At 67.3% G+C, this 11942-nt stretch carries 11 protein-coding genes; 8 read left to right on the plus strand and 3 right to left on the minus strand.

Annotated features, from left to right (window positions below; translation table 11 throughout):
* Window positions 1-3: 3 nt before the first annotated feature.
* Both VH326_RS06955 and VH326_RS06960 read right to left on the minus strand, forming a co-directional pair.
* Entirely contained in the window at window positions 4-972 is a 969-nt protein-coding gene (locus VH326_RS06955) for a hypothetical protein (protein WP_329631080.1), read from the minus strand.
* On the minus strand, window positions 972-1310 hold the full coding sequence (locus VH326_RS06960) for a PadR family transcriptional regulator (RefSeq protein WP_329631081.1): 339 nt from the start codon (window positions 1308-1310) through the stop codon (window positions 972-974). Before VH326_RS06960 ends, VH326_RS06955 begins: the two co-directional genes overlap by 1 nt.
* Window positions 1311-1392: 82 nt before the next feature.
* On the opposite strand from VH326_RS06960, the gene VH326_RS06965 reads away from it, so the two are divergent.
* The 8 genes from VH326_RS06965 to ftsH all read left to right on the plus strand — a co-directional run bounded on the left by VH326_RS06965 (window position 1393) and on the right by ftsH (window position 10810).
* Complete coding sequence (locus tag VH326_RS06965) at window positions 1393-1971, plus strand: YdeI/OmpD-associated family protein (RefSeq protein WP_329631082.1); 579 nt, start codon at window positions 1393-1395, stop codon at window positions 1969-1971.
* A 76-nt stretch (window positions 1972-2047) separates the two neighbouring features.
* Entirely contained in the window at window positions 2048-2755 is a 708-nt protein-coding gene (locus tag VH326_RS06970) for a hypothetical protein (protein ID WP_329631083.1), read from the plus strand.
* 105 nt (window positions 2756-2860) lie between these two features.
* Window positions 2861-3415 carry a hypothetical protein gene (locus tag VH326_RS06975; RefSeq protein ID WP_329631084.1) on the plus strand — a complete coding sequence of 185 codons (555 nt, stop codon included), beginning with the start codon at window positions 2861-2863 and terminating at the stop codon, window positions 3413-3415.
* Window positions 3416-3473: 58 nt separating this feature from the next.
* Window positions 3474-5750 (plus strand): phosphoenolpyruvate--protein phosphotransferase, encoded by a 2277-nt coding sequence (gene ptsP / locus VH326_RS06980; protein WP_329631085.1) that lies wholly within the window; start codon window positions 3474-3476, stop codon window positions 5748-5750.
* Between the two features lie 95 nt (window positions 5751-5845).
* A complete protein-coding gene (locus VH326_RS06985) occupies window positions 5846-6799 on the plus strand; it encodes a helix-turn-helix domain-containing protein (protein ID WP_329631086.1) in 954 nt (317 codons plus the stop codon).
* An 81-nt stretch (window positions 6800-6880) separates the two neighbouring features.
* Window positions 6881-7807 (plus strand): tetratricopeptide repeat protein, encoded by a 927-nt coding sequence (locus VH326_RS06990; protein ID WP_329631087.1) that lies wholly within the window; start codon window positions 6881-6883, stop codon window positions 7805-7807.
* On the plus strand, window positions 7785-8771 hold the full coding sequence (gene tilS / locus VH326_RS06995) for a tRNA lysidine(34) synthetase TilS (protein ID WP_329631088.1): 987 nt from the start codon (window positions 7785-7787) through the stop codon (window positions 8769-8771). Before VH326_RS06990 ends, tilS begins: the two co-directional genes overlap by 23 nt.
* A gap of 80 nt (window positions 8772-8851) precedes the next feature.
* The gene (gene ftsH / locus VH326_RS07000; RefSeq protein WP_329631089.1) at window positions 8852-10810 is read left to right on the plus strand and encodes an ATP-dependent zinc metalloprotease FtsH; all 1959 of its coding nucleotides are present in this window, start codon (window positions 8852-8854) and stop codon (window positions 10808-10810) included.
* A gap of 33 nt (window positions 10811-10843) precedes the next feature.
* Here the strand turns inward: ftsH and VH326_RS07005 are convergent, their stop codons facing one another.
* Entirely contained in the window at window positions 10844-11923 is a 1080-nt protein-coding gene (locus tag VH326_RS07005; protein WP_329631090.1) for a DUF3667 domain-containing protein, read from the minus strand.
* Window positions 11924-11942 lie beyond the last annotated feature (19 nt).

Below are 11942 nucleotides of genomic sequence, written 5' to 3' on the forward strand. Positions count from 1 at the left end.
CGTTCAACGGCGCGCCATCGCCACGACCCAGATTTCCTTGGCGCATTGGAATATCCAGATCACGCCGACCACGATGATCGCGTAATGGATGCCTAGATTCGTGCTGCGGTCGATCTCGGCAACACGGGCGGCGGGCAGGGTCGCGGAGCTTGCGGTGATCCAATGGCCGACCTGGTAGATCAGCGCCAGGGTCGCGACCGCGCTTACCGTCGTCACGACGTTCAGCCCGATGCGCGCTGCCTTCCAACGCGGGCGCAGCCATTGCACCAGGTTGAACGCCAGCCGCGCGATCATCAGCGCGAGGATCGGCCACCACATCGCGACCCAGATCGGGTCGGGAGTCAGCGTCAGGCCCTCTACATTGCTCCAGGCGATCGGCAGCGGGATCAGTCCGACCCACCACAGGACGAAGCCGACGCCGAACGCCATCTCGAGGGCTGCTTCCCAAGGGCTCTTGCGCTCGTTCTTGAGCTTGAGGTCGCGCAGGTCGGGCAGTCGCTCGGGCGACCAGCGATTGAGGTGGTCGGTCAACCAGCCGGTGCGTTCGATCACCGCGAAGATTAGCGTCACGAGCCCGGCATTGCCGAGCAGCGACCACCACGCGCCGCCAAAAGCACGTACGAGCGACCGAAGCGGATCGCCACCGAACACGATGTCGCCGACACCCGACAGGATCAGCAGCACGACGCTCAGCGCCAGCACGACCTTCAATGAGAACCAGTAGAACGGGAACAGGTCCGGCCCGATCAGATATTGCTGCGTGCCATAGCGCGCGGCGACCACCAGCGGATGGCCGAAGTCGCGCAGCAACGCGCTGATCTCCTTTTCGTCGAGCGGGCGGCCGAGCGATTCCTCGCGATCCTCGATCCGGCTGGCGATCAGGTCGCGCAGTTCGGCGATCACGTCGTCGGCGTTGGCGGCGCGCGGCAAGCTCCAGCGGATTGCCGTCAGGTAGCGGTCGATAAGGTCCATCACACGTCCTTTTCGGTGAGGCGGAGGATCGAGTCGGAAATGGCATTCCACTCGCGGAGCAATTGCGCGAGCATCTCCACGCCCTGGGCCGAAAGCCGGTAGAAGCGCTTGGTGCGCTTGGCGTCCTCGCGCCATTCGCTGGTCAACAGCCCCTGCGTTTCGAGCCGGCGCAGCAACGGGTAGAGGGCGCCTTCGTCGATCGGCAGCCCGGCGTCTTCGAGGCTCTGGCGCAGCGTGTAGCCGTAGCGCTCCTCGCGGAGCGCCCCCAGCACGGCGAGCACCAGCGACCCGCGGCGAAGCTCGACTCGCATTTTTTCGAAGAGATCATCTTCGGCCAAGCTGTGTCTCACATGGTGTATGTCACACACTGTATGACGTACAGTAGTTGTCGAGTCAAGCCTCCACTGCCAGGTCAGATTTATGAAGACCAAGGCAGGCCTGCCCGTCCTCGACTTCGCCAATCTGGCGGCCTGGGAGAAGTGGCTCGGCGAGCAGCCGGGCGATGCCAGGGGATTGTGGCTCAAGCTCGCAAAGGCCGGCAACGACGCGTCGTCGCTGACCAAGGCTCAGGCGATCGACGGGGCGCTGTGCCACGGCTGGATCGATGGGCAGATCGACAAATATGACGACGCGTGGTTCCTCACGCGCTTCACGCCGCGCAAAACCAACAGCAAATGGTCGGAGAAAAACCGGAACCGCGCTGAAGAGTTAGTTGCCGAGGGCCGAATGACGCCGGCTGGCCAGGCCGCGATCGATGCCGCCAAGGACGACGGCCGTTGGGACGCGGCCTATGCGCCCGCCTCGACCGCCGAAACGCCGGCCGACCTCGCCGCCGCGCTCGACGCCGAGCCCGGCGCGGGCGCGTTCTTCGATACGCTGACCGGCGCCAACCGCTACGCGATACTCTACCGGGTCAAGACCGCGAAGAAGCCCGCGACTCGCAAGCGCCGGATCGCGGAGTTCGTAGCGATGTGCGCGGCGGGAGAGACGATCCACTAGCCGCGGGATCACGGCTTACGCGATATTAACCGTTAAAAGGGCACAGTCTTCGCCTGCCGGGGGGCAGGAGAAGACCGTGGATCACCGTCCCCGTATCGTCCCGTTCGCGCTGGCGCTTATACTGTCGGCCTGCGCCGCCAAGCCCCTCCCGGTTGCCGACCTTTCGCCGCCCGCCGTTGCGCCCGCGCCGATACCCGTCGCGATGCCAATCGGCGCGACCCCCGGCATGGCGATCCCGTCGCCCCTCGCCGACGGCAGCTACCCGACCCCCAACCGCAACCTCTCGCCCGCGGCGGCGACTTGGCATTTGCGTGCGGCGCTCAACGTCGCCGCGCTCGCGTGCCGTGGCCCGACCGGCGATGCGATCGCGGCGCGGTACAACGCCGCGCTTCGCACGCACGCGGCCAGTCTCGCGCGTGCCGAAACCGACCTCGCCGCCGAATATCGCGCGAGCGGCGGCGATTGGCGCGATCGCTACGACGATGCGATGACCGCTTTGTACAACTTCTTCGCGCTTGCTCCGGCGCGCGCTGGTTTCTGTGCAGCCGCCGACCGCGTGCTCGATGAGATGGCGGCGGTCGGCCCGACCGCGCTGTCGCAGTTCGCGACCGCGCATATGGCGGCGATCGACCGCCCGTTCACCGATTTCTACCGCGCTTATGATGCCTGGCGCACGCAACGCCCGGCTGCGACCCTGGCAATGGCGGCGGCGATCAGCCCGGCGCCACCGCCTGCGCGGCTGCCACGCCTGAGCGTCGATCCGGCGATCTTCCGCACGCCCTGAACGTCGTAAACGCCCGGTTGACGCGATCTCTCAACGCGTTGTTGGTCGAGTTGGGATCAGCCTGCCGGATGCGCCACGCGGGGTGGCGCAGAGGGGGTTGTAACCATGCGTATCTTCTATGCCTTGCTGCCGGCTGCCATGCTTGCCGGAGCGCCCACCGCGGCGCAGACGTTTCGTCCGGCGGTCGTCACCACCAATTTGTCGCCGCTCGAAAGCCTATGCCACGTCCGCGTCGCGTTGAACGTGGCGGCGCTCGGCTGCCGCGATGCCGACGAGACGACCACCGTCGCCGAGTATAATGCGCTGATCCGCGGCCAGTCGGCCGAGCTCGCCGCCGCGAACGCCGCGGTCGATGCGCGGTACAAGGCGCAATACGGCGCGGGCTGGCAGGATGCGCGCGAGCGCGACATGACTCGGCTGTACAATTTCTTCGCGCAGCCGGCCGCGCAGGCGCAATTCTGCGCGACCGCCAAGACCGAGCTTGCCCGGATCGCGGCGGTCGACACGCGCGACCTCGAACAATTCGCGGTCGCCGAACTGCCCGCGCTCGAAGCGCCGTTCTGGAGCGATTCGGGCGCACAGTTCGCGGGCGATCCCAGTCCGACTGCGGTGGTCGCGATCTCGGCCGCGGTACCGGTCGCGCCGGGTATGCAGCACTAAAGGCTTGAGCGCGGCGGCGATAATGGCGCCGCCGCCGTCAACCTGCTAGCGGGTCGGCATGGCCGTCACTGCCGCTGCTTCTGCTCGTGAAATCCTCGTCAACCTCCATGAGGTGATGGCGGCGCGGTCGAGTCCGCAAGCCAAGCTCGACGCGGTGACTCGGATCATCGGTGAGGCACTCGATAGCGAGGTCTGCTCGATCTACCTGCTGCGCGAGGGGCTGCTCGAGCTTTACGCGACGCGGGGCCTCGATCAGGCGGCGGTCCACGTCACCAAGCTTGCGTTGGGCGAAGGGCTGGTCGGCACGATCGCCAAGAACGTCGAGACATTGAACCTCGACGAAGCCGCCGCGCATCCCGATTTCGCCTATCGCCCCGAAACGGGGGAGGACGAGTTCCACAGCTTCGCCGGGGTGCCGATCATCCGCCGCGGCGATTCGGTCGGCGTGCTCGCGGTCCAGCACGTCGATCCGCGCAAGTACGCCGATGTCGAGATCGAGGCGCTGCAGACGGTGGCGATGGTGCTGTCCGAGCTGATCGCCAATGCCGGCCTCGTCGACCAGCGCGGCGACTCGGCGTCTCGCCCGCAATCGACGGCGGCGGCCCGGCTCGACGGGCTCAAGCTGGTCGAGGGGATGGCGATCGGCCACGCGGTCTATCACCAGCCGCGAATCACCATCGAGCACACCGTCGCCGAGGACACCGAGGCCGAGCGCCACCGTGTGTACGCCGCGTTCGACAAGATGCGCGAACAGATCGACCGGATGGCGGCGCAAGCCGAGTTCGGCGTCGGCGGCGAGCACGACGAGGTGCTCGCGATGTACAAGATGTTCGCCTATGACGAGGGCTGGTCGCGGCGGATCAACGAAGCCATCGATTCCGGCCTGACCGCCGAAGCGGCAATCGAGCGAGTCCAGCAGCGCACGCGGATGCGGATGCGCCAGATCGGCGATCCCTTGCTCCAGGACCGGATGCACGATCTCGAGGACCTCTCCAATCGCCTGCTCCGGATCGTGTCGGGCCAGATGGGCACCGCGGCGCAGCTCGGGCTTCGCCAGGATACGATCCTGATCGCGCGCAACCTCGGCCCGGCCGAATTGCTCGAATATGACCGCCGGCGGCTGAAGGGCGTGGTGCTCGAGGAAGGGTCGCTCACCGCGCACGTCATCATCGTCGCACGCGCGATGGGGGTGCCGGTGTTGGGGCGCGTACGCGGCGTGCGCCAGCATGTCGGCGAGGGTGACCTCCTGCTGCTCGACGTGACCGGCAGCGGATCGCTGCTGGTCCGACCGTCGGGGGTGATGGAGGAGGCGTTCGACGCCAAGCTCCTCCTGCGCCAGAAACGCCGCGCGGCGTTCGCCGCGCTCAAGGCCGAAGCGCCGATCACTACCGACGGTGTGCGGCTGACCGTGATGTGCAATGCGGGGCTTCGCGACGACGTCGCCGCGCTCGACGTCACCGGCGCCGACGGCATCGGGCTGTTTCGCACCGAATTCCAGTTCCTCGTTTCGGCGACGCTGCCGCAGCGCGAGCGCCAGCTGCGGCTGTACAAGGACGTGCTCGACGCGGCCGGCGACAAGCCGGTGGTGTTCCGCACCGTCGACATCGGCGGCGACAAGGCGCTGCCGTACCTCAATACGCATGACGAGGACGAGGAGAACCCGGCGATGGGCTGGCGCGCGCTTCGGCTCGCGCTCGAACGCGGCGGGTTGATGAAAGCGCAGGCGCGCGCGCTGATCGAGGCGGCGGGCGGCCGAACGCTCAACGTGATGTTCCCGATGGTCAGCGAACCGTGGGAATTCGACGAGGCAAGAGCGCTGTTCGAGGCGCAGCGCGTCTGGCTTGCGCAGCGCGGCAAGCGGCTGCCATCCGAAATCCGCTACGGCGCGATGCTCGAAGTGCCGGCGCTGGCGGAGCAGCTCGACGTGCTGCTGCCCAACCTGCAATTTCTCTCGGTCGGCACCAACGATCTGACTCAATTCCTGTTCGCCGCCGACCGCGCCAATCCCAAACTCGCCGAGCGCTACGACTGGCTGAGCCCGTCGATCCTCCGATTCCTGAAGCGCGTAGTGGCGCCTTGCGCCGAGGCCGGGGTGACGCTGACGGTCTGTGGCGAGATGGGCGGGCGCCCGCTCGAGGCGATGGCTTTGGTCGGGCTCGGCATCGAGCGGCTGTCGATCACTCCGGCTGCGGTCGGTCCGATCAAGGCCATGGTCAGGAGTCTCGACCGCGCCGGTATCATGGCCGAGATGGCGCGCCTGCTCGCCAGCCCGCCGCGCGATTTGCGCGCCGCGCTGACCGATTGGGCGAGCCGAAACCACGTCGAGCTTGCCTAAGCGCCGTTGACAGCCGGTCGGGCTTTGGCCGACAGCCGAAAACGGGCGAAGGGCCGAAGCATGGGGTCGCAACCCTTACGCCGGAGAATATGCCAATGGACGAGGATCGGGCGGGCGAGGCGGGGGCCGACCAGGCGTCGCTGTTTCCCAAGAGCGCCGGCGACCGGCTGCGTGAGGCGCGCGAGGCGCAGGGCCTGACGCTCGCCGACATCGCCAACCAGACGCGCGTGCCGACTCGGCACCTCGAGGCGATCGAGCAGAACCGCTTCGACGGGCTGCCCTCACCCACCTATGCGGTGGGGTTCGCACGCGCTTATGCTCGCGTGGTCGGGCTCGACGAGAAGGCGATCGCCGCCGAAGTGCGCAACAGCCCGCAACTGCCGGTCGCGCCGTCTACCGACTATTCCGCGTACGAGCCAAGCGACCCCAAGCGCCTGCCGTCGCGCGGGCTGGCGATGGCGGCGGGCGCAATCGCCGTGCTGGTGCTGCTCGGGGTGATCGTCTGGTACGGCACCGGCCTGTTCCGCGGATCGGACGAACCGACCCTCGCGATCCCCGAAAACACCATCGCCGCCGCGCCGGAAGCGACCCCGACTCCCGCGCCCGTCGGCGCCGGGCAGGTCACGTTGATGGCAACCGGCAGCGTATGGGTCAAGATCTACGACGCGACCGGCAAGGTCCTGCTCGAAAAGACGATGGCGCCCGGTGAACGTTTCGACGTCCCGGCCGATGCCGACAATCCGATGGCCAATGTCGCGCGTCCCGATCTGGTCCAGGTGATGGTCAACGGATCGCAAGTCGCGCCGCTCGGCACCGGGCATGCAGCGATCAAGGCCGTGCCGGTATCCGCCGCGGCGTTGCAGGCGCGGGGCACTGGTCAGCCGACCCCGGCCGCCGCGCCCACGCCCGCGCCGGTAGCGAGCGCGACGCCGAGCAGCGTGCCGCCCGCCTTCGCGCCGCCACGCCCGACGCCGACACCCAAGCCGCGCGCAACGCTCGCTCCACCGACGCTATCCGATCCGCTCGCGGCGCCGACGCCGACGCCCTAAATTCCGGCAGTGGCGCGGCGATTCGATCCGCGATAGATTGATGTTCGGGATGAAGCGGGGATTGGTATGCGTAAATTTGTGATGACGGTCATGATCGCCGGGCTGGCGGCCGCGGCGCCGGTCGGCGCGCAGGCTCAGAGCCTTTCGCTCGACGCGCGCGTCGGTCAGGTCGAAAAGCGGCTCAACACGGTCGAGCGCGTGCTGTCGCGCCAGAATGGCGGCGGACCGCTGGTCCAGCCCGAGATCGGGCCGCCGGACGCCTCGACGACTGCTGCCGGCACCCCCGCCAGCGCGCCGCTGACCGACCTTCAGGCGCGCGTCGCCGCGGTCGAAAGCGCGACCGCGAGCCTGACCAACCGGGTCGAGACTACCGAGCACCGGCTGCAGCAGCTCGAGGGCGATTTCGCCGGGTATCGGCGCGCGACCGATGCGCGGCTGAGGGCGCTCGAAGAAAGCCGCCCGACATCGGCGGCCGGGGGCAACGAAGCGGCCGACGACACGCCGGCCAGACCCGCTCGGCCCGCGCCGGCGACGCCGAAACCGAGCGCCGCCGCCGACTCCGCGCGCGCGGATCGCGTTGCTGCGGTGCCCAAGCCGACCGGTACCGATGCCGCCGACAAGGCAACCTACGCCTACAATTACGGCTACCGCTTGTGGAAGGCCGGGCTTTATCCGGAAGCCGAGGCGCAGCTCGAAAAATACGGCACGCGCTTTCCCAAGCATCGCCTCGTCAGCCGCGCGCAGAACGTGCTCGGGCTCGTCTATCTCGACGACGATCGCGCCAAGGATGCGGCGCAGATCTTCTACGAGAATTATTCGAAGCTTCCCGATGGCGACCGCGCGCCCGACAGCCTGTTCAACCTCGCCCGGTCGCTGGTCGTGCTCAAGCGCCCGGCGCCCGATATCTGCCAGGTCTACAAGGAGGTGGGCGACGTCTATGGCGACAAGCTGACCGCCGCGCAGCGCGCCGAAGCCGACAGGGGCCGTGCCACCTACAAGTGCAAATGAGCTGAGCGCCGACCAAGTCGCGCGGTTTGCGCGCGACGTCGCGGCGCTGGCCGATCCCGACGACCGCGTGCTGGTTGCGGTATCGGGCGGGCCCGACAGCGTCGCCTTGCTGTTGCTCGCGCATGCCGCGCTCGGGGATCGCTGCCGCGCGGCAACCGTCGATCATGGCCTGCGCGCCGAATCGGCCGATGAAGCCGAATGGGTGGCGGCTCTATGTGCCCAGCGCGGCATCGATCATTCAATCCTCGTCGCGCCGCTGCCCGATCGCGCCGGCCGCACCGCCAATGTCTCGGCGCGCGCCCGCACGCTCCGCTATCGGTTGCTCGAGGAGCACGCCGCGCGGATCGGCGCCCAGCGGATCGCGACCGCGCATCATGCCGACGATCAGCTCGAAACGTTGATCATGCGGCTGAATCGCGGCGCCGGGGTCGCTGGGCTTGCCGGGATCCGCGCCAAGGGCGGGCGAATCGTCCGCCCGTTGCTCGGCTGGCGCCGCGCCGAGCTTGCCGCGATCGTCGCTGCGCAAGGCATCGTGCCGATCGACGATCCGAGCAATGTCAGCGACCGTTTCGACCGGGCGCGATTGCGGAAGGCGCTCGCGGGGGTCGATTGGCTCGACGCCGACCGGTTCGGAACCAGCGCCAGCGCGCTGAGTGATGCCGAGGATGCGATCGCCTGGACGGTGCGGCGGCTCGAAGCGCAACAGGTCGAAACCGGCGATGACGGCATCACCTTTTGGCCAGACGACTTGCCGTTCGAACTGCGCCGTCGCCTCGTCGAATGCTGCCTCCAGCGGCTCGACCCCGATGCCGATCTGCGCGGGCCTGCTTTGGTCCGCTTCGTCAACACGCTCGAATCGGGCGAACGTGCCATGCTCGGCGACACGATCGGCACGGCGCACGCCACCTCCGACGGCCGCGTCGCGTGGCGTTTTCGCATGGCCCCGCCGCGGCGATCGCGCTGATCGACCCAAAGCCGGCGCTGTTCCATTGCCATTAAGGCTTGGTCGCTTATCTTGGGAAGGACGAAAGGTAATCGACTATCATGAACGAGAACGACCGGCAGCCCGGCCCCGATGGCGGTGGCAACAACTGGGTCAAGCACCTGATGATCTGGGTGGGCGTCCTCGTCGCGCTCGCGCTGCTGGTGACGATGGTCGACGGCCGATCGGCGGCGGCGCCCGGCAAGGGCCTGTCCTATTCGGCGTTCCTCAACCAAGTGAAGGAAGGCAAGGTCGCCAAGGTCGAGATCGCCGGCACGGTGGTCAACGGCACGTTCCAGGATGGTTCGACCTTTCGTGCCAATCTGCCCGCGACGCCCGCGACACCCGATCCGCAGCTTTACCCGGCGCTCAGCGCAGCCAATGTCGATGTCATCGCCAAGCCCGACGAGGGCCCCTCCATCTGGCAATATATCCTCGTCCAGTCGCTGCCGTTCCTGCTGATGCTCGGTATCGCCTTCTTCGTGCTTCGCCAGATGCAGAAGTCGTCCGGGTCGGGGGCGATGGGGTTCGGCAAGAGCCGCGCGCGAATGCTCACCGAAAAGCAGGGCAAGGTGACGTTCGACGATGTCGCCGGCGTCGACGAAGCACGCGAGGAACTGCAGGAGATCGTCGAGTTCCTCAAGGACCCGACCAAGTTCGCCCGATTGGGCGGCAAGATTCCGAAGGGCGCTTTGCTGATCGGCTCGCCCGGCACCGGCAAGACCTTGCTCGCCCGCGCGATCGCGGGCGAGGCCGGCGTGCCGTTCTTCACCATTTCAGGCTCGGACTTCGTCGAGATGTTCGTCGGCGTCGGCGCGAGCCGCGTGCGCGACATGTTCGAGCAAGCCAAGAAATCGGCGCCGTGCATCGTCTTCATCGACGAAATCGACGCGGTCGGCCGTCATCGCGGCGCCGGCATTGGCAACGGCAATGACGAGCGCGAGCAGACGCTCAACCAGCTGCTGGTCGAAATGGACGGGTTCGAGGCGAACGAAGGGATCATCATCGTCGCCGCGACCAACCGGCCCGACGTGCTCGACCCCGCGCTGCTGCGCCCGGGCCGATTCGATCGCCAGATCAACGTGCCGCGCCCCGATATCGAGGGCCGGATCCAGATCCTTCAGGTCCATATGCGCAAGGTGCCGCTGGCGCCCGACGTCGATGCGCGCGTGCTCGCGCGCGGCACGCCGGGCTTTTCGGGTGCCGATCTCGCCAACCTGGTCAACGAAGCCGCGTTGCTCGCCGCACGCAAGGGCAAGCGGCTGGTCGCGATGCTCGAGTTCGAGCAGGCCAAGGACAAGGTCTATCTCGGCGCCGAGCGCAAATCGATGGTGATGACCGAGGAGGAGAAGAAGACCACCGCGTATCACGAGGCGGGGCACGCGATCGTCGCGCTCCACGTCGACGGCAACAATCCGTTGCACAAGGTCACGATCATCCCGCGCGGCCGCGCGCTGGGCGTGACCTGGACGATGCCCGAACGCGACATGCTCAACCGCAACCAGAAGCAGATGAAGGCCGAGCTCGCGATGAGCTTCGGCGGGCGAATCGCCGAACAGCTGATCTATGGCGAGGACGAGCTCAACACCGGCGCATCGAGCGACCTGCAGGCGGCGACTCGCACCGCGCGCGCGATGGTGATGGATTACGGCATGTCGAAGAAGCTCGGCTGGCTCAACTATCGCGAGGAAGAGCCGAGCTATATGGGCAGCCGCGCGCACATCTCCGAGGAAACCTCGCAGCTGATCGACTCCGAAGTGCGTGTGCTGGTCGAGGAGGCCGAGAGCGTCGCACGCAAGGTGCTGACCGAAAACATCGAGCAGCTTCACCGCTTGGGCGAGGCGCTGTTGGTGTACGAGACGCTGTCGGGCGAGGAGACCAAGAAGATCATCGCTGGCGAGGATATCGGCCGTCCGGATCCCGGCGCGCCATCGACTCCGTTGCCGGTCGGCGGATCGGCGATCCCGAAGACCAAGCGGCCGGCCGGTCCATTCGGCAGCGCTGCGCCAGCGGGCGCCTGAATCAGCGGCGCTTCCCAACCGGGGAGCGCCCGCTTATTCCATCAGCCCGAGCCCGAGCAACAGCATCGCGAACAAGCTCAGCGTGATGCTGGCGAAAATTCCGAGCACGATCGTGCGCCATAGCGCCGAGAACCAGCGCAACCCGTACGCGCCGCGCAGCTGCGCGAAGATGTGCACCGGCGGCGCGAACGCGATCATGCAGCCGTAGAGCCAGCCCGGTGCCCCGATCAGCGCCAGCAAGCTGACCACGGTGATGAGCAGCATCATGAACGACAGAGAATAGGTCACGAAGATCGCGTGATCGTAGAGCTTGAACTTTCGCCGCCACAGGAACAGCAACGCTACGAACGGCACCGAGATCGGGATCAGTGCCCAGCTGTATTTATAAGCCGAGGATTGCAGCTTGTAGAGCGCCAGCTCGGGATTGGCGTTGGCTTTGGCGATGCCATGGTCGAGCCGCGCCCACCCGGTCCTGGCATCGCTCAGCGTCACGCGGGTATGGCCGTCCTTGCTCGTCGCCACCGTGCTGCGCGCGACCTTGAGACCTTGCAGCGTCGCCTTCAATCCCACGACTTCGCCCCCCGCGTCGTCGGCATCGGGGCCGCCTTTCGCCGCCACGGCTTGCGCCTTGGTCAGTTCGGCCTGCGTCTTGGCGATCTGGCCGTCGAGCGAGGCGATCCGCTGTTCGCGCGAGCGCGGCGTCTCGTCGAAATTGACGCCGCTGCCGCCACCCAGGCTGCTGATCGACGCGAACATCAGGAAGACGAAGAACAGGAACAATGCGAGCGGGGAGACGAAGCGCGCTCGCTCGCCGTCGATATAGCGCCGAGTCAATTTGCCCGGATGCGCGACGAGCATCGGCAGCGTCCGCCAGACCTTGCCCTCGAAATGGAACACGCCGTGGAGAAGGTCGTGCCCGATCGACATCAGCGTCTTGTGGACATGCCCGTTCTGCCCGCACGCGTGGCAGAATTCGCCGATCAAGGCGGTGCCGCAATTGAGGCAGACGCCGCGCGCGCGGTCTCCGCTCCGCTCGCCCGCCTCCGGTTCGACCGCACGACCGAGCAATGCGCCAGTCGCGATGTCGCCGGCCAGTTCGATTCCTCCACTCATGCGCGGTGGATAGCATCGC

This window comes from Sphingomonas sp., assembly GCF_036269755.1.
Lineage (GTDB): Bacteria > Pseudomonadota > Alphaproteobacteria > Sphingomonadales > Sphingomonadaceae > Sphingomonas.

Excerpts from the sequence above, each read along its gene's own strand:
- VH326_RS06975 (WP_329631084.1), top strand. The coding sequence starts at position 2,861 with ATGCGTATCTTCTATGCCTTGCTGCCGGCTGCCATGCTTGCCGGAGCG.
- ftsH (WP_329631089.1), top strand. The coding sequence starts at position 8,852 with ATGAACGAGAACGACCGGCAGCCCGGCCCCGATGGCGGTGGCAACAAC.
- VH326_RS06990 (WP_329631087.1), top strand. The coding sequence starts at position 6,881 with ATGACGGTCATGATCGCCGGGCTGGCGGCCGCGGCGCCGGTCGGCGCG.
- ptsP (WP_329631085.1), top strand. The coding sequence starts at position 3,474 with ATGGCCGTCACTGCCGCTGCTTCTGCTCGTGAAATCCTCGTCAACCTC.
- VH326_RS06955 (WP_329631080.1), bottom strand. The coding sequence starts at position 972 with ATGGACCTTATCGACCGCTACCTGACGGCAATCCGCTGGAGCTTGCCG.
- VH326_RS06965 (WP_329631082.1), top strand. The coding sequence starts at position 1,393 with ATGAAGACCAAGGCAGGCCTGCCCGTCCTCGACTTCGCCAATCTGGCG.
- VH326_RS06985 (WP_329631086.1), top strand. The coding sequence starts at position 5,846 with ATGGACGAGGATCGGGCGGGCGAGGCGGGGGCCGACCAGGCGTCGCTG.
- VH326_RS07005 (WP_329631090.1), bottom strand. The coding sequence starts at position 11,923 with ATGAGTGGAGGAATCGAACTGGCCGGCGACATCGCGACTGGCGCATTG.